The 18,480-nt window shown below is 56.7% G+C and carries 16 protein-coding genes; 11 read left to right on the plus strand and 5 right to left on the minus strand.

The window, feature by feature from the left end; genetic code table 11:
* The first annotated feature begins 482 nt into the window (after window positions 1-482).
* Complete coding sequence (locus PSH81_RS16370; RefSeq protein ID WP_226456375.1) at window positions 483-2,708, plus strand: NADP-dependent isocitrate dehydrogenase; 2,226 nt, start codon at window positions 483-485, stop codon at window positions 2,706-2,708.
* Between the two features lie 69 nt (window positions 2,709-2,777).
* On the opposite strand, the gene PSH81_RS16375 is transcribed toward PSH81_RS16370, so the two are convergent.
* The 5 genes from PSH81_RS16375 to PSH81_RS16395 all read right to left on the minus strand — a co-directional run bounded on the left by PSH81_RS16375 (window position 2,778) and on the right by PSH81_RS16395 (window position 8,299).
* Window positions 2,778-3,656, minus strand: a complete 879-nt coding sequence (locus PSH81_RS16375; protein WP_268945320.1) for a LysR family transcriptional regulator — start codon at window positions 3,654-3,656, stop codon at window positions 2,778-2,780.
* Window positions 3,657-3,796: 140 nt separating this feature from the next.
* A complete protein-coding gene (locus PSH81_RS16380; RefSeq protein ID WP_226456376.1) occupies window positions 3,797-5,353 on the minus strand; it encodes an FAD/NAD(P)-binding protein in 1,557 nt (518 codons plus the stop codon).
* A 65-nt stretch (window positions 5,354-5,418) separates the two neighbouring features.
* A complete protein-coding gene (locus tag PSH81_RS16385) occupies window positions 5,419-6,942 on the minus strand; it encodes an acyl CoA:acetate/3-ketoacid CoA transferase (RefSeq protein ID WP_305391088.1) in 1,524 nt (507 codons plus the stop codon).
* A complete protein-coding gene (locus PSH81_RS16390; protein ID WP_226456378.1) occupies window positions 6,939-7,364 on the minus strand; it encodes a cupin domain-containing protein in 426 nt (141 codons plus the stop codon). Before PSH81_RS16390 ends, PSH81_RS16385 begins: the two co-directional genes overlap by 4 nt.
* Window positions 7,365-7,402: 38 nt before the next feature.
* Window positions 7,403-8,299: a DMT family transporter gene (locus PSH81_RS16395; protein ID WP_226456379.1), complete on the minus strand. Its 897-nt coding sequence runs from the start codon at window positions 8,297-8,299 to the stop codon at window positions 7,403-7,405.
* A 220-nt stretch (window positions 8,300-8,519) separates the two neighbouring features.
* Between PSH81_RS16395 and PSH81_RS16400 the strand changes: the two genes are divergently transcribed.
* The 10 genes from PSH81_RS16400 to PSH81_RS16445 all read left to right on the plus strand — a co-directional run bounded on the left by PSH81_RS16400 (window position 8,520) and on the right by PSH81_RS16445 (window position 18,472).
* On the plus strand, window positions 8,520-8,966 hold the full coding sequence (locus tag PSH81_RS16400) for an NUDIX hydrolase (protein WP_226456380.1): 447 nt from the start codon (window positions 8,520-8,522) through the stop codon (window positions 8,964-8,966).
* Window positions 8,967-9,025: 59 nt separating this feature from the next.
* Window positions 9,026-10,150 (plus strand): tRNA 2-thiouridine(34) synthase MnmA, encoded by a 1,125-nt coding sequence (mnmA, locus tag PSH81_RS16405; protein ID WP_226456381.1) that lies wholly within the window; start codon window positions 9,026-9,028, stop codon window positions 10,148-10,150.
* Window positions 10,147-10,770, plus strand: a complete 624-nt coding sequence (gene hflD / locus PSH81_RS16410) for a high frequency lysogenization protein HflD (RefSeq protein WP_176999529.1) — start codon at window positions 10,147-10,149, stop codon at window positions 10,768-10,770. The genes mnmA and hflD overlap by 4 nt, the downstream gene beginning before the upstream one ends.
* A 125-nt stretch (window positions 10,771-10,895) precedes the next feature.
* Entirely contained in the window at window positions 10,896-12,266 is a 1,371-nt protein-coding gene (gene purB / locus PSH81_RS16415; protein WP_010209589.1) for an adenylosuccinate lyase, read from the plus strand.
* Window positions 12,267-12,350: 84 nt separating this feature from the next.
* Window positions 12,351-13,517, plus strand: a complete 1,167-nt coding sequence (locus tag PSH81_RS16420; RefSeq protein WP_226456382.1) for a cupin domain-containing protein — start codon at window positions 12,351-12,353, stop codon at window positions 13,515-13,517.
* A complete protein-coding gene (locus PSH81_RS16425) occupies window positions 13,510-13,932 on the plus strand; it encodes a GNAT family N-acetyltransferase (protein ID WP_192296561.1) in 423 nt (140 codons plus the stop codon). The genes PSH81_RS16420 and PSH81_RS16425 overlap by 8 nt, the downstream gene beginning before the upstream one ends.
* A 231-nt stretch (window positions 13,933-14,163) precedes the next feature.
* Window positions 14,164-14,898, plus strand: coding sequence for a secretin N-terminal domain-containing protein (locus tag PSH81_RS16430; RefSeq protein WP_305391089.1), 735 nt, complete (start codon window positions 14,164-14,166; stop codon window positions 14,896-14,898).
* Between the two features lie 490 nt (window positions 14,899-15,388).
* Window positions 15,389-16,714 (plus strand): isocitrate lyase, encoded by a 1,326-nt coding sequence (aceA, locus tag PSH81_RS16435; protein WP_192296563.1) that lies wholly within the window; start codon window positions 15,389-15,391, stop codon window positions 16,712-16,714.
* 659 nt (window positions 16,715-17,373) lie between these two features.
* Window positions 17,374-17,787 carry an NADH-quinone oxidoreductase subunit A gene (locus tag PSH81_RS16440; protein WP_003219575.1) on the plus strand — a complete coding sequence of 138 codons (414 nt, stop codon included), beginning with the start codon at window positions 17,374-17,376 and terminating at the stop codon, window positions 17,785-17,787.
* Between the two features lie 10 nt (window positions 17,788-17,797).
* Window positions 17,798-18,472: an NADH-quinone oxidoreductase subunit B family protein gene (locus PSH81_RS16445; protein WP_012724951.1), complete on the plus strand. Its 675-nt coding sequence runs from the start codon at window positions 17,798-17,800 to the stop codon at window positions 18,470-18,472.
* Window positions 18,473-18,480: the final 8 nt, after the last annotated feature.

The raw sequence follows: 18,480 nt of genomic DNA on the forward strand, positions 1-18,480 counted from the left end.
TCTTTGGATTGAACATCTGGCTGCGTTCGAGCCTACTCCAGATACATGACGACTGAAACCTCACGCCACGGTCATTTGCGTCGAAAACAGCACATTTTGTCGTCTACAAGCCTGAAATCTAAGGCAAATTCGCCAATCTTGAGCACGCCATACGACTTTGGGCGCAATGGGGTACCTGCGACCTTTAGACCAATGGACGACACACCTTTTGTATGAAGGCTCGGCGTAAGCATAGCGACCTATGTATAATGCCGCCGCTGACCCAAGAGTCACGACGGCGGACCGCTCTAGAACACAGCCTTCCGCTACAAAGCAGGACTATTACAATAGCCCACCCGCTTGACGCTCGACTGATGCAACCCAACATCACCGCGAAGAAACCTCGACATTTCGCTCATGGATGGCTTTGAACGAACGCGCTCCACCCGGCGCATCTCGAGTTTCTGCGCACGCTTTCAGCAAAGAAGAGAGTTAATCCGAATATGCCCACCCGCTCGAAGATCATCTACACCTTCACCGACGAAGCCCCGGCCCTCGCCACCTATTCACTGCTGCCTATCGTAGAGGCCTTCACCGCTTCCGCTGATATTGCCGTGGAAACCCGCGACATCTCCCTCGCCGCGCGCATCCTCGCAAGCTTCCCCGAGCAATTGGGCGCCAAGGCCATCCCGGACCACCTCGCCGAACTGGGCGACCTGGCCGTTACGCCTGAAGCCAACATCATCAAGCTGCCTAACATCAGCGCCTCGACCCCGCAGCTGCAAGCCGCGATCAAGGAACTGCAGGCCCAGGGCTACGCCCTGCCGGACTACCCGGAAACCGTAACCACCGACGCGGAAAAAGAAACCCGCGCACGTTACGACAAGGTCAAGGGCAGCGCCGTGAACCCGGTACTGCGCGAAGGCAACTCCGACCGCCGCGCCCCGCTGTCGGTCAAGAACTACGCACGCAAGCACCCGCACAAAATGGGCGCCTGGGCTGCCGACTCCAAGTCGCACGTTGCCCACATGAACAGTGGCGACTTCTACGGCAGCGAAAAAGCCGTACAGATCGAAGGCGCCGATGCTGTCAAAATCGAGCTGATCGCCCAGGACGGCACCGCCACTGTCCTGAAGGAAAAGACTTCGGTACAGGCCGGCGAAATCATCGACAGCGCCGTATTGAGCAAGAATGCACTGCGTTCGTTCATCGCCGCTGAAATCGAAGACGCCAAGAAACAAGGCGTGCTGCTGTCGGTCCACCTCAAAGCCACCATGATGAAGGTCTCCGACCCGATCATGTTCGGCCAGATCGTTGCCGAGTTCTATAAAGACGCCCTGGCCAAGCACGCCACCGTGCTGGAACAGATCGGCTTCAACCTAAACAACGGCATCGGCGACCTGTACGCTCGCATCAAGGCCCTGCCGGCCGACCAGCAGGCGCAGATCGAAGCTGACATCCAGGCGGTCTATGCCGCTCGCCCTTCCCTGGCGATGGTCAACTCCGACAAAGGCATCACCAACCTGCACGTGCCGAGCGACGTGATCGTCGACGCCTCGATGCCAGCCATGATCCGTGACTCCGGCAAAATGTGGGGCACCGACGGCCAGCTGCACGACACCAAGGCCGTGATCCCGGATCGCTGCTACGCCACCATCTACCAGGCCGTCATCGAAGACTGCAAGGCCCATGGCGCTTTCGACCCGACCACCATGGGCAGCGTGCCAAACGTTGGCCTGATGGCGAAGAAAGCCGAAGAGTACGGCTCCCACGACAAGACCTTCCAGATCAAGGCCGACGGCGTAGTCCGCGTCACCGACAGCAAGGGCAACCTGCTGATGGAACAGAAAGTCGAAGCCGGCGACATCTTCCGCATGTGCCAGACCAAAGACGCGCCGATCCAGGACTGGGTCAAACTGGCCGTCAACCGCGCCCGCGCCAGCGCCACCCCAGCGATATTCTGGCTGGACCCACAGCGCGCGCACGACGGCGTCGTGGTCGAGAAAGTCCAGGCTTACCTGAAAGACCACAACACCGAAGGCCTGGACATCCGCATCATGGCTCCGGTCGACGCGATGAAGTTCACCCTGGAACGCACCCGCAAGGGCCTGGACACCATCTCGGTGACCGGCAACGTGCTGCGCGACTACCTGACCGACCTGTTCCCGATCATGGAACTGGGCACCAGCGCCAAGATGCTGTCCATCGTGCCACTGATGAACGGTGGTGGCCTGTTCGAAACCGGCGCCGGCGGCTCGGCCCCGAAACACGTGCAACAGCTGGTGGAAGAAAACTTCCTGCGCTGGGATTCCCTGGGTGAGTTCCTGGCCCTGGCGGCCTCCCTCGAGCACTTGGGTGTGACGTACAACAACCCGAAAGCCCTGGTACTGTCCAAGACCCTGGACCAGGCTACCGGCCAGTTCCTCGACAACAACAAGTCGCCATCGCGCAAAGTCGGCAACATCGACAACCGCGGCAGCCACTTCTACCTGGCACTGTACTGGGCTCAAGCCCTGGCAGCCCAGACCGAAGACACCGCACTGCAAGCGCAGTTCGGCGAACTGGCCAAGACCCTGACCGAGAACGAAGCGACCATCGTTGCCGAGCTCAACGCCGTACAGGGCAAGCCAGTGGACATCGGCGGCTACTACGCGCCGAGCCCGGAACTGACCAGCAAGGCCATGCGCCCAAGCAACACCCTCAACGCGGCGATTGCCAAGTTGAAGTAAGGTTGTGAGGTGACATCACAAACCCCGGCCTGGTGCCGGGGTTTGTGTTTTCAGCGAATTCAAGTTTATTCACAGGGAAGCATTGACGTACTCTGAAGTCCAAACGGAGCGAATCAACTCAAGCACCTCACACCTGTAAACAGGATTCCAACCGTCCCGCTCTTTAGACACCACAGCAAATTGAGGCAGTACCGGCAAACTGGAAATGCCTTCAAGACTCCTTAAACCCGAAACCTGCGCGACAAAAGGCAGTAATGTAATGCCAACTCCTGCTTGCACTGCAGACCGCAGCGACATCAAGTCTTCCGACTCGTAAACGCAATGCCATTTTATACCGCACTCCTCTAGACTCCGGATCGCTAGACTGCGAAACCCACAGGGTGGCTTGAACAAAGCGAGCGGGACATCGTGTGGCTTATCGACCACGTCAGCGCTATCGCCAGCAAACCATCTGACCGATAATGTGTGCCAAGGACGCTCGTGCATCTTTTCCAGTTCATCTATCACAAGACATAGGTCGATCCTACCCTCACTTACCGCGTCCAATAGCAAACCAGACCTAGCGACCTTCACCACCATCTGTATGGTTGGAAAGTGAGTAGCCATGCTGGAAATAATCTTTGGGAGCACCCTCTCACAAAAATGCTCTGGCATACCCACTATGATCGTTTCTCTTCTTTCAACTCTCTCAAACAGCCTGCCAACTTTATCGTTACAAATGACTATATCTTTGGCATAACCCAAAAGCTTTTCTCCCTCCAATGTCAGCAATACCTGTCGATTTTCCCTTGCAAACAGCACCACACCCAATAAATCCTCTAACCTTTTAATCTGCTGACTGATAGCAGGCTGAGTCAAACTTAGAGCTTCAGCCGCTCGCGTAAAACTTTTGGTCTCACCTACTTTGATAAAGCTCCGCAACGACTGAACATCAAGATTGACTCTCATAACACGCCACCTATCGAAATTAATATTCTGATTGTGGCAAATCAACACTTCATCCACCACTGACCATTCGGATAGGTAAGGGGCAAAATTACGTATGAAAACATGCAACAAAATGTTTAATTAGAGATTTTCCTGTCATCCTAAGCTGATAGGCGAGCCTTAGAGGCATTAAAGTACATACCGGAGGTTAATGCCAACCTCGCCAAAACAGACTCTGCACGCATAGTCGAATGTCGAGCGTTGATTTCTAAAGCACTAGTAAAAAAGAACGCACCGCTTGTCAGCTCCCCCAAAACAGTGATTCTGTCATCTACATGCCCCAGATGATTTATCAAACCACCCGTTTCAGTAGACACCTTCACTCCGCCAAATGGGTCGACGCACCCAATTCCTCGCTGGAGAATATTCTGCACCAAAGGGTTATCAAACTTACTCGCATCCCGAGGAGTACCCGTGGCCAGTACAACGGAGTCATAATTGTGGCAACTCTTAAGCGATCGATTAACTACCTTTAAGCAAAACCGCTTATTGTATTCAATCGCCTCAAGCCCACCCTTTATAATTGATAGCTGCCCAGACTCGAGTAATGATCTAATTTTCAATGCATTCTCCATCGGAATAGAAACACGGTAGGCCATCCACCAGCTTGAGTAACCCAGAAATATATGCTTATCCTCATCCGGCATTGCAGGCCAAATCAAATCAAGTACAGCATTTGTCGAGTAGAGAACGGATTGCCAAAACCGAGGGTGTTGGGCAGCCGCTATTTCAGCCTCAAGAAATTCCGCTGCCGGTCTCTGGGAACACATTGCAGTCCAATCAGCCATGCCAATCCGCTTACCCTCCAAGGCCAATTCTTGCGTCATCCAACGAATAACGTCGTCAAGTCGGACTACGCCAGATCGAGAAATACAAGACCTGACTGTTTCCGGCGTCAATATCGTGGGTTGATAGCGCCCCTGACTCCCCCTGACACTAGGCAGAGCTCCCGTGCGGGAATGCAATGTAATGGGCCCTTCATGGCCATTAGCAGTCAGCCCTATAACTGCATCGATCGCACTCAATCTTGAACCGACAATTGCAACACTCGCCTGCTTTTGAATCAGCCGGCTTGTGCGCTTTATAGGATAAGGACTGGAGAAGAAACCCTGCGTACCCTCCAGGTGCTGGTATTCGAGACTGCGTGCATTACCACAACTCAAAACCACATGATCACTGGGGAACGATAGATTCCCTTTTGTTGAAACCACGACCCTTCCGTCATGGGAGAAGCTTATATTTACAACCTCGTCATGGACTGGAATCAATTGACAACCGAGCTCTACAGCTTTTTTGACTAGAGATTGAATCATGTGCGCAAGATATAACCCGAACAGGGGCCGAGGCAAAAATGCATGTGGGCACAGTTCAATGTCAGGGAAGTCATCTTCCCAAACCCCACGATTAGCCACCAACCATCCGTAAAAATGTCCAGGCTGATCAGGAAAAGGCGAAATAAATTCCGCTCGTGTATTTAAAATATTTGTGGAGCAGTCTTCCGAGTAGGCAAACCCTCGACCACATTGAGATTGTTTGTCCACCAAAAATATCGACACATCCGAATGGCAGCCATATCGCCCTAAACCATTCAAAATCGCGTAGATAAAAGAGACACTTGAGGCTCCACCACCAATTATCGTGATTACGCTGCCAGACATAACAACCTCCCACTATTTTTTCTGCATGAAACATGCTTATTTTTTAAAAGCTTCAAACAACATACTTACAATACAAATATGTGCTCCGACATAGGCCTGCAGTTTCCAGACACGACAAAACCACCCTCTATGAATGGGATAATATCCTGCTCGATACTTATACCCGGAGCGATCTCCTCCAAATAGACCACTCCATTTTTCAGTGCAAAAACTGCACGCTCCGTAACAAAAATAACTCGTTGGCCCAACAATTGAGAATAGCCACCGTTAAATGTCAATTGCGAGACCTGGCGAACAAATTTATTTACTCGACCTTCCCGAACTATATGAACCTCCCCTTCACTTACACTCACAACCAACCCTGCAGCTGTAAAAGTCCCACAAAATACAATGCATCGCGCCGACTGTGAGATGTTTATGAAGCCACCCGCGCCTTGCAACTTACGACCAAACTGCGACACATTGACATTGCCAAAACTATCCATTTCGGCAAAACCCAAGCACGCCACATCAATCCCACCACCTTCGTAAAAATCAAACAAAGCTGCCTGCTCAATGATACTAACCGGACGATAGCTAGCCCCAAATGACAATCCAGTTGCTGGCCGACCACCTATAACGCCGGATTCAACAGTAAAGTTCATCGACTCCGCACAACCTAACTCTTCAGCCACCTGAGCAACGACGACCGGTATACCAATACCAAGATTGATAATCCTCGCATTTTCACGTCGAATTTCCTGCAAAGCTCTTTTAGCAATAATTCTCTCCGCGCACGAAATCGGCCTCTCACTAGGCGTGAGAACTCCCGGACGCGTAAATGCTGAATTACTTGCCACGCCATACGTTTGAGGATGTTCATGAGGGCGCGACACCGTCACATAATCCACCAACAACCCAGGCACTATTACATGCTGCGGTTCAATATCGTGTAGTCCCACCAAACTTTCAACCTGCACAATCACTATTCCACCGGAGTTCTTGACTGCCATGGCCTGCGCAAGCACATCACTATTAGACACTTCCCGTTCAATCGAAATATTGCCCGAAGGATCACAAGATGTCCCTCTTAGTAACGCGCAATCCACCTTAAGTGCAGGATAAAATAGCGTCCACTCTCCATTAATAATAATTTTCTGAACCAGTGTGCCTGCGCCCCTGCTATTCAAGCACGCCCCCTCATAATCAGGATCAACGAAAGTGTTAAGGCCAACATTTGAGATCACACCAGGCTTCTTCGCCGCGATTGCACGGAATAGCTGGCTGATAACCCCCTGCGGCCAGTTATGCGCCTCTATCTCTCCTAAACGCGCCATATTTCCCAATCGCGGCACGAGTCCCCAGAACCCTCCAATTGCCTTGGCCACCAGCCCACTCTGGGCCAAAACGTCCACCCCCCTTTTGTCAAGATCTCCAGAGGCAGAAGTGAATAGCAAACCCAGCTCACGAGGCCGTCCCTCCCGCTTGAAACGCTCACTGATTGCTCGAGTAAGTCCATCAGGATGCCCGCAACTTCCAAACCCTCCCGGAACGATTGTCCATCCGTCTTCAATCAATTCTGCCGCTTGCTGTTCGCTGATAACTTTCATGCTGCGGCCTCGGAATCCTGAGGTGGAGCGGGCTGAACGGGTTGCTCCCAAACGACTAGAAACGTACAACCCGTAGCAGAAGAAAGTTGGTGAGTAGAGCCCGGCGGGTAAATTTGCAGCGCACCTGCAGTATGTCGCCCCCTGTCATCGACTAGTTCACCATCGACCACCAACACTAATTCCCATCCCTGATGCCTGTGTCTCGGCGTTAAAGCTCCGACAGCATAACGGACCAATGCGGCAACTGGCCCTTGCGCATTATCCCGCGCATCATAAAGGTAAAATATTGAAATCCCTTTGCGCCCTTCCACTTCATAAGGTTCAAAATTCAGATAATCAATATCGTCAACGTGCAGTCCACCTCCAGACCGGCAAATGTCATCGCTATATAATTTCTCATCAGCTATTTCGTGCTTAAACATTAGCATTCTCCTGATAAGCAGCCTTCAATATTCGACGCTTACTTTGCTCTCGAATGATTCATCAAATAAACTCCCACCCCCGACACAATGAAACCTACAATCACCACCACACTCGGTACTTCACCCAACATCAACGACGCCATGATCTGAGTGACAGCCGGAATAACATGAAACAAGTTAGTCGCCTTACTCGCCTCCCCCCGCCGAATCATCAGGTAAAGCAGGGTCAGCGCGCCGACCGAGTTCATTACAGTGATCCACGCCACAGAGGCAGCGAAGGGCCCCCACTGCGTCACCTGCATGGTCTCGGTGGCATAGGCCAGCAGCAACATGACCAGCGACGCGGTGACCATCTGAACAAAACAGCCCACCCACAGGTTGACGCCGCCGAGAAAACGCTTCTGATAAAGCGTGCCAAGGGTGATGCCTAGCAGCGCCAGCCCTACCGCGCCATAACCGCCGATTGACGCCTCGGTACCAAAAAAACTGCTGCCTACCACAATAGCCACGCCGCCTACGCCCAGGATCGAGCCTGGCAAGTCGCGCCAACTCAATTGCTCGCCTAAACAGAAATAGGCGCCTATCACCACAAATACCGGCATCAGCCCAACAATCAGCGCAGCTTGCCCAGCCGGGACGCCCTGACTTATCCCGGTGTAGAGGCCGCCAAACTGCAGAGCCTGCAAGAGCAACCCCACGGCAGCCGCGTGAAGGTAGGGTGTAAGCCGCCTAGGCCACTCGGCCTTGATCGCGAGCGCCACGCCCAGGAAAACCAAGGCAGCCAGGGCAAATCGGTAGAACGTCATGGTGAAGGGCTCGCCATAGCGCACACCGAACGCACCACCGATATAACCGGAACTCCACAACAGGATGAAGGCAATCGGCAACGGCGATGTAAGGCGCACTTCGTAGCTTTTGTGGGCAATCGGATTCATGAGATTTCTCCAGTGAAGGTTCTGGAGAGGTAAACTGCGCCGCTGGCACATCGGGGTAAAATCATAAAATGTCGGGCGTGTCATGCAGATTGCTTATGCCCCCCCTGAGGAAACCCGATCCACATGCGGGAGCGGCGGTGCGCCGATCGCACTTGCCCACTCCCACATTGACTACGATCCTGCCGGTAGACCGCGTCGCACATTCAAATCGAGGCATTCCATGACCTGGCAACCCCACATCACCGTCGCCACCATCGTCGAAGACAACGGCCGCTTTCTTATGGTCGAAGAACTCAAAAACGGCCGCGCCGTGCTCAACCAACCCGCCGGCCATCTCGACCCGCACGAAACCCTCACCGAAGCCGCTGTGCGCGAAACCCTCGAAGAAACCGGGTGGGACGTCGAAGCCACCGGCATCGTCGGCATCTACCTGTACACCGCGCCGAGCAACGGCGTGACCTATCAGCGGGTTTGCTTCATCGCCAAGGCACTCAAACACCACCCCGACTACCCACTCGACGAAGGCATCCTGCGTGCCCGCTGGCTGAGCCGTGAGGAACTGCTGGCCGTGCGTGACGACTGGCGCAGCGAGCTGATCATCCGCTGTATTGATGATTATCTGGCCGGCCAGCATCACAGTCTCGAATTGATCCGCCCTTCTCTTTAGCCTTGAAGGCCCGAGCCTGATAGAATCGCGTCCTTTTTCAAGACACCCGTTGAAACCCTATGCGTGATCCAGCCCCTTCTGACACACAAAAGAAGCGCGTCATCGTCGGCATGTCCGGCGGCGTGGATTCTTCCGTTTCCGCCGTTCTGCTCATGGAGCAGGGTTATGAGGTGGAAGGCCTGTTCATGAAGAACTGGGAAGAAGACGATGGAACGGAATATTGCACCGCCATGGACGACCTGGCGGACGCCCAGGCCGTGTGCGACAAGATCGGCATCAAGCTGCACACCGCCAACTTCGCCGCCGAGTACTGGGACAACGTGTTCGAGCACTTCCTGGCCGAATACAAGGCCGGTCGCACGCCGAACCCGGACATCCTGTGCAACCGCGAAATCAAGTTCAAGGCGTTCCTCGACTACGCCATGATGCTTGGCGCCGACCTGATTGCCACTGGCCACTACGTGCGCCGCCGCGATGTCGACGGCCGCACCGAACTGCTCAAGGGCCTGGACCCAAACAAGGACCAGAGCTACTTCCTGCACGCCGTCGGCGGCGAACAGATCGCCAAGACCCTGTTCCCGGTGGGTGAGCTGGAAAAGCCCGAAGTGCGCAAGATCGCCGAGCAACACGGCCTGGCCACCGCCAAGAAGAAGGATTCCACCGGGATCTGCTTTATCGGCGAGCGCCGCTTCAGCGACTTCCTCAAGCAATACCTGCCAGCACAACCTGGCGAAATCAAAACCACCGACGGTGAAGTGATCGGCCGCCACCACGGCCTGATGTACCACACCATCGGCCAGCGCCAGGGCCTGGGCATCGGCGGCCTGAAAGACGCCGGCGAAGAGCCGTGGTACGTGCTGATCAAAGACCTGGAGCACAACGAGCTGATCGTGGGCCAGGGCAATGAACATCCATTGCTGTTCTCCGGCGCCCTGCTCGCTTCGGAAATCTACTGGGTCAACCCGATCGACCTGAGCACCCCACGCCGCCTGACCGCCAAAGTGCGCTATCGCCAGAGCGACCAGGCATGCACCCTGGAAAAAACCGCTACAGGCTACCGCGCAACCTTCGATGACCCACAGCGTGCGGTCACTCCGGGCCAATCCGTGGTGTTCTATGACGGCGAAATCTGCCTGGGCGGCGGCGTGATTGAAATCGCCGAAGCCTGGAGCCAAAAGGCATGAGCCCGACCCAGGAGCAATTGACGGCACTGGGCGGGGTTTTCCTCGCCGCTGTATTGGTGGACAAGATCGCCAAGACCGGCCAGGTCACCGAGGCCGGCCTGACCTGCATGCTCGGCAGCCTGCTGATCCGCGACCCCAAGGACACCCTGGAAGTCTACGGTGGCGACGACCTGGCACTGCGCGAAGGTTATCGCGCGCTGATCGGCGCCCTGGAACGCGACCCCAGCACCCTGCAGCGCGAACCGTTGCGCTACGCCCTGTCGATGCTCGGGCTGGAGCGTCAACTGGCCAAGCGCGAGGATATGCTGGAGATCATCGGCAAGCGCCTGCCGCAAATACAGTCCCAGGTGGAACACTTCGGCCCCGCCCACGAAAACGTGATCGCGGCCTGTGGTGCGCTGTACCAGGACACCTTGAGCACCTTGCGCCAGCGGATCCAGGTGCACGGCGACATGCGCAACCTGCAACAACCGAACAACGCCTCGAAAATCCGCGCCCTGCTCCTGGCCGGTATTCGTTCGGCGCGGCTGTGGCGCCAGTTGGGCGGTCATCGTTGGCAGTTGGTCATCAGCCGTCGCAAATTGCTCAAAGAGCTTTACCCGTTGATGCGCAACGAATAAGTCGCAGCAACAAGCGTTTTTCAAGCCGTTACGCGTAATACGCCGGTCAGTTGGCGACGGACCGGCGAATTTTTTCATGTATGATACGCGCCCCATTTCGTTGCCCGACTGTCCGAGAACACCCCATGCAGCTCTCTTCGCTCACTGCGGTTTCCCCTGTTGACGGCCGCTACGCCGGCAAAACCCAGGCCCTGCGCCCTATTTTCAGCGAATACGGCTTGATCCGTGCTCGTGTCCTGGTTGAAGTGCGCTGGCTCCAGCGCCTGGCCGCTCACCCTGCCATCAGCGAAGTGCCGGCGTTCTCCGCCGAAGCCAACGCTGTATTGAACACCCTGGCGGAAAACTTCTCCCTGGAGCACGCCGAGCGTGTAAAAGAGATCGAGCGCACCACCAACCACGACGTAAAAGCCATCGAATACCTGCTCAAAGAGCAAGCGGCCAAGCTGCCAGAGCTGGCCCAGGTCAGCGAGTTCATCCACTTTGCCTGCACCAGCGAGGACATCAACAACCTGTCCCACGCACTGATGCTGCGCGAGGGCCGTGATGACGTGATGCTGCCGCTGATGCGCCAGACCGCCAATGCCATCCGTGAGCTGGCGATCCGCTTCGCCGACGTGCCGATGCTGTCGCGCACCCACGGCCAGCCGGCTTCGCCGACGACCCTGGGTAAAGAACTGGCCAACGTGGTGTACCGCCTGGAGCGTCAGATCGCTCAGGTCGCAGCCGTGCCGTTGCTGGGCAAGATCAACGGCGCCGTGGGCAACTACAACGCCCACCTCTCGGCCTACCCGGAGATCGACTGGGAAGCCAACGCCCGCGCCTTCATCGAAGATGAGCTGGGCCTGGGTTTCAACCCGTACACCACGCAGATCGAACCGCACGACTACATTGCCGAGCTGTTCGACGCGATCGCGCGCTTCAACACCATCCTGATCGACTTCGATCGCGACATCTGGGGCTACATTTCCCTGGGTTACTTCAAGCAGCGCACCATTGCCGGTGAAATCGGTTCGTCGACCATGCCGCACAAGGTCAACCCGATCGACTTCGAAAACTCCGAAGGCAACCTCGGCATCGCCAACGCCCTGTTCCAGCACCTGGCCAGCAAGTTGCCGATCTCCCGCTGGCAGCGCGACCTGACCGACTCCACCGTACTGCGCAACCTCGGTGTGGGCTTCGCTCACAGCGTGATCGCGTACGAAGCCAGCCTCAAAGGCATCAGCAAACTGGAACTCAACGAGCAGAAAATCGCCGCTGACCTGGATGCCTGCTGGGAAGTGCTGGCCGAGCCGATCCAGACCGTGATGCGCCGTTACAACATCGAAAACCCGTACGAGAAGCTGAAAGAGTTGACGCGTGGCAAGGGCATCAGCCCTGAAGCGCTGCAAACTTTCATCGACGGCCTGGACATGCCAGCCGCCGCCAAGGCCGAGCTGAAACTGCTCACCCCGGCCAACTACATCGGCAACGCTGTAGAGCAAGCCAAGCGCATCTGATCATCGCAAGACCCTTTGAGACGCCCGGCCGCGCCGGGCGTTTTTATTCCAGTCTGAAAAGTGCTTTATTTCAATAGGTTACACATGAATCCTGACATCCCTCTTCAACTTCTGGGCGGCATCACGGCACGGGAATTCCTGCGCGACTACTGGCAGAAAAAACCGCTGCTGATCCGCCAGGCCATTCCTGATTTCGAAAGCCCGATCGACGCCGACGAACTGGCCGGCCTGGCCCTTGAAGAAGAAGTCGAGTCGCGCCTGGTGATCGAACACGGCGAGCGTCCGTGGGAGCTGCGTCGCGGCCCGTTCGCCGAAGATGCCTTCAGCGCCCTGCCCGAGCGCGAGTGGACCCTGCTGGTGCAAGCGGTTGACCAGTTCGTACCGGAAGTCGCCGAGTTGCTGGAGCAGTTCCGTTTCCTGCCAAGCTGGCGCATCGACGACGTGATGATCAGCTTCGCCGCGCCGGGTGGCAGCGTCGGCCCGCACTTCGACAACTACGACGTGTTCCTGCTGCAAGCCCAGGGCAAGCGCAACTGGAAGATCGGCCAGATGTGCAGCTCCGAAAGCCCGCTGCTGCAGCACGCCGACCTGCGCATCCTCGCCGAATTCGAAGAAAGCGCCGAGTGGGTACTGGAACCGGGCGATATGCTCTACCTGCCACCGCGCCTGGCGCACTTCGGCATCGCCGAAGATGACTGCATGACCTACTCGGTCGGCTTCCGCGCACCAAGTGCCGCCGAAGTGCTGACCCACTTCACCGACTTCCTCGCCCAATACCTGACCGACGAAGAGCGCTACACCGACGCCGACGCCCAGCCGGTCAGCGATCCGCACCAGATCCAGAGCGACGCCCTCGACCGCCTGAAAAGCCTGCTGGCCGAGCACATGAGCGATGAGCGCATGCTGCTGACCTGGTTCGGCCAGTTCATGACCGAACCGCGCTACCCTGAACTGGTTGCCGGTGAGGAACTGGGTGAAGAAGACTTCATCAGCGCCCTGCAAGACGGTGCGATCCTGGTGCGCAACCCGAGCGCGCGCATGGCTTGGTCGGAAGTGGACGACGATGTACTGCTGTTCGCTAGCGGCCAGAGCCGTTACCTGCCGGGCAAACTGCGCGAGCTGCTGAAACTGGTGTGCTCCGCCGACGCCCTGCACGCCGAGAACCTCGGCCCATGGCTGGCCGACGAAGACGGCCGCGATCTGCTGTGCGAACTGGTCAAGCAAGGGAGCCTGGGGTTTGCCGATGAATAAGATTCACGTAAGTGTCGCGGACTGGCAAAAGGACATCGCTGAGATACGGCGCATTCGTGAAGCGGTATTTATCGCTGAGCAATCGGTTCCACCTGAGCTGGAATGGGACGCGGACGACGCTGATGCGGTGCATTTCCTCGCATTTGAAGGCGACTTTCCGATTGGCACCGCTCGCCTGCTGCCCAGCGGCGAGATTGGCCGCGTCTCGGTACTCAAGGACTGGCGCGGGCTGAAAGTCGGCGACAAGCTGATGGAAGCGGTGATCGGCGAAGCCGAGAAACGTGGCCAGACCAAGCAGTTCCTCAGTGCGCAGGTGTATGCGGCGCCGTTTTACGAGCGGCTGGGCTTCAAGATCGTCAGTGACGAGTTTCTTGAAGTCGGGATTCCGCATGTGGATATGGTGCGCGAGGGCTGACTCCAGACCGCGCCGCCTGCATCGCAGGCAAGCCAGCCCCCACATTTGACCGAGGCCTTCCCTTGGAATGCGGTCAAAATGTGGGAGCTGGCTTGCTCGCGAAAGCGATATCAGCCGCACTACAAATGCCCTGCACTGCCAGGGCATTTTGCCGTCTACGATTCAACAAGCACCCCATCCAGCCGACAAACTGGCACTATCCAGCCTAAATGACTCGCAGAGATAACGGACATGTCCCTACGCACCCTGCTCACCGCCCTGCTCCTGACCGCCAGCGTCACGGCCATGGCCGACACCGAAGTCGTCAACCCGAGCAACCGTACCAGCGCCGACCTGCTGCCAGTGGCGCAGAATTTCATTGGCAAGGACGGCACCGTGAGCGCCTACGGTAACCAACTGATCGTCAAGGCAGACCCCGCCAAGATCCAGGACCTGCGCGCCCTGCTCTCGCAGCTCGACACCCCGGCCAAGCGCCTACTGATCACTGTCGACACCAACGAGAACAACCAGCAGAGCGGCGACAACCAGACCCGCATCATCAGCTACGGCACCGCCAGCCGTGAAGGCGGCGTGCAGCAGATCCAAGCCAGCGAAGGTGTACCCGCACTGATCCAGGTCGGCCAGAGCGTTCCGCTGACCACAACCCAGCCGGATGCCTACGGCCGCCCGCAAAACCAGACCCAATACCGCAACGTAACCCAGGGCTTCTACGTGACCGCCAGCGTCACCGGCGAGACCGTGCACCTGGCGATCAGTACCAACCGTGACCGCATGAGCCAGGAACGTCCCGATGTAGTGAACGTACAAAGTACCGACACAACTGTCAGCGGGCGCCTGGGTGAGTGGATCACCCTGGCCGGCATCAACCGCGAGACCCAGGCCGACAAATCCTCCACAACCCGCACCTACTCTACTCAGGGCCGCGATGACCTGACTTTGCGGGTCAAGGTCGACACCCTGAACTGAAGCACCAAAAACTGACTGATGAGTCGTCTTAGACTAAAGATGTAGTGCTTGAAAAATAGCACTACAAAACATTTGACGATCCAAAAAAGCATGGGCATGATGGCCTCGCTCCCGCTAATCAGGGGCCCTGGCAAGGGCCTTCGGATCGCGCTCCAAGCTACCCACCCGAGCCGATTCGTGTCTGTACCGCCCACAAGGTGTGTTTGACGAGGTTGCGACTGGAACGAAGTTGTCCCGAGGGACGGAAGCCAACCAGGTAACCCGGCAATACACTGATGGATCGTACAAAGGCCCACGACGCCCGAAGACCGCCCGCAGTTCGCCTCTACCTGCTCAACTCCTCCTTGAGTCTATCGTTCATCCCGTCGCATTCCCCCGCCAGACCCGACATGACCGCCTAGGCTTCTGGTCAGCGAGCAGCCCTGCCCATGCATTGAATGCACGGCTGGAAAACGGATCTTCTAAACAAGACGCGACGAGGTTTACTCCCATGGCACTGACACGCGAACAGCAAATTGCAGCCCTCGAAAAAGACTGGGCTGAAAACCCACGCTGGAAAGGCGTGACCCGCGCTTATTCCGCTGCTGACGTCGTCCGCCTGCGTGGCTCGGTTCAACCTGAGCACACCTTTGCAAAACTCGGCGCCGAGAAGCTGTGGAACCTGGTCACCCAAGGGGCCAAGCCTTCCTTCCGTCCCGACAAAGATTTCGTCAACTGCATGGGCGCCCTTACTGGCGGCCAGGCAGTCCAACAGGTAAAAGCCGGTATCCAGGCGATCTACCTGTCCGGCTGGCAAGTGGCAGCGGACAACAACTCCGCTGAATCCATGTACCCCGACCAATCGCTGTACCCGGTGGACTCGGTTCCAACCGTGGTCAAGCGCATCAACAACTCGTTCCGTCGTGCCGACCAGATCCAGTGGAAAGCCGGCAAGAACCCGGGCGACGCAGGCTACATCGACTACTTCGCACCTATCGTGGCTGACGCAGAAGCCGGCTTCGGCGGCGTACTGAACGCCTACGAGCTGATGAAGAGCATGATCGAGGCTGGCGCTGCCGGCGTGCACTTCGAAGACCAACTGGCTTCGGTGAAGAAATGCGGCCACATGGGCGGCAAGGTACTGGTCCCAACCCAGGAAGCCGTACAGAAACTGACTGCTGCCCGTCTGGCGGCTGACGTTGCCGGCACGCCAACCATCATCCTGGCGCGTACCGACGCCAACGCGGCTGACTTGCTGACCTCGGATTGCGACCCGTACGACAAGCCGTTCGTCACTGGCGAACGTACCCAGGAAGGCTTCTACAAAGTCCGCGCCGGCCTGGACCAAGCCATTGCCCGTGGCCTGGCCTACGCCCCGTATGCCGACCTGATCTGGTGCGAAACCGCCAAGCCGGACCTGGACGAAGCCCGTCGCTTCGCTGAAGCGATCAAGAAGGAATACCCGGACCAACTGCTGTCCTACAACTGCTCGCCTTCTTTCAACTGGAAGAAGAACCTGGACGACGCGACCATCGCCAAGTTCCAGCGCGAACTGTCCGCCATGGGCTACAAGCACCAGTTCATCACCCTGGCCGGCATCCACAACATGTGGCACAGCATGTTCAACCTGGCGCATGACTACGCCCGCAACGACATGACTGCCTACGTGAAGCTGCAGGAGCAGGAATTCGCTGACGCCGCCAAGGGTTACACTTTCGTGGCGCACCAGCAGGAAGTGGGCACCGGCTACTTCGACGACATGACCACCGTGATCCAGGGCGGCACCTCGTCCGTGACCGCACTGACCGGCTCGACCGAAGAAGAGCAGTTCCACTAAGCACCGCCTACACGGCCACTGCAGCCCCAAGGAAGACCTAACCGCAGTGCCGCACAAAGATCACGCCCCGACCTGTTCGGGGCGTTTTTTTGCACAGCTGAAAATCCGACTGACACAACACAGATCAAAATGTGGGAGCTGGCTTGCCTGCGAGGGCAGTACACCAGCCACCGCATTCATTTGCTGACACACTGCCATCGCGGGCAAGCCCGCCCCCACAAGGGAAATGCATTCAGCCCGGAGATTTTCGGCAAAACATTGATCCAGAGCGGTATTTGCGCGCGAAAAAACGGTTAAAAGATCCCCGCCGACAACTAAGCGACAATCAAGCAAGTAACGCTAACTTTCCGCGCCGCACGAGAAACATTCGCTTAAACCCCACGCAAACAATATTCATTATCATTTGGCGCATAAAAACTTCGTTACAGGCTAAACAAAACACATTTGATAAAATGCCCGCTAATGCCCGCTACACAAGGGCTACAGCCCCATCGAGGTGCACTATGTCCTTATTCCATCGAATAATTTCGCCATAGGAATTTTACTTGCCCGGTGTTTAGCCATAAAATCACCGCGATTGATTGCAGTGCGACATATCGTCACTGCATCGTTACTTTTTCGAGCTCAGAGACCTTTGCTCTCTGTTAAGGATTTCCAGCATGACCGAAGCGACAGGACTCATGGCCCACAACTGGGGCTTTGCCATTTTCCTCCTCGGTGTTGTCGGCCTCTGCGCCTTCATGCTCGGCGTCTCCAGCCTCCTCGGGTCAAAAGCCTGGGGCCGCAGCAAGAATGAACCGTTCGAGTCCGGCATGCTGCCTACAGGTGGCGCCCGCTTGCGGCTCTCAGCCAAATTCTATCTGGTCGCGATGCTGTTCGTGATCTTCGATATCGAAGCCCTCTTTCTCTTTGCCTGGTCTGTGTCCGTCCGCGAAAGCGGCTGGACCGGATTCGTCGAAGCTCTCGTTTTCATAGCAATTCTGTTGGCAGGCCTTGTCTACCTATTCCGAGTGGGCGCCCTTGATTGGGCTCCGGAAGCTCGTCGTAAGCGGCAAGCGAAGCTGAAACAATGAGGCTTTGGCGATGCAATACAATCTCACCAGGATCGACCCGGATGCTCCTAACGATCAGTACCCCATCGGCGAACGGGAAACCGTCTCCGATCCGTTAGAAGATCAAGTCCACAAAAACATCTACATGGGCAAGCTGGAAGACGTGCTGAGTGGCGCGGTCAACTGGGGGCGTAAGAACTCCCTGTGGCCGTACAACTTCGGTCTTTCGTGCTGCTACGTAGAGATGACCACCGCCTTCACGGCTCCCCATGACATCGCGCGCTTCGGCGCCGAGGTTATCCGGGCATCACCGCGCCAGGCGGATTTCATGGTTATCGCCGGCACCTGCTTCATCAAGATGGCGCCGATCATCCAGCGCCTCTACGAGCAAATGCTTGAACCCAAGTGGGTGATCTCCATGGGTTCGTGCGCCAACTCCGGTGGCATGTACGACATCTACTCCGTAGTCCAAGGGGTGGACAAGTTCCTGCCCGTGGATGTCTACGTGCCTGGCTGCCCGCCTCGCCCTGAAGCGTTCTTGCAAGGCTTGATGCTGTTGCAGGAATCGATAGGCAAGGAACGTCGCCCACTGTCCTGGGTTGTCGGAGATCAAGGCGTGTATCGCGCCGAGATGCCTTCGCAAAAGGAACAGCGCCGCGAACAGCGAATCGCAGTCACCAACCTGCGCAGCCCTGACGAAGTCTGATCCAGCAC

Source organism: Pseudomonas sp. FP2335 (assembly GCF_030687535.1).
Lineage (GTDB): Bacteria > Pseudomonadota > Gammaproteobacteria > Pseudomonadales > Pseudomonadaceae > Aquipseudomonas.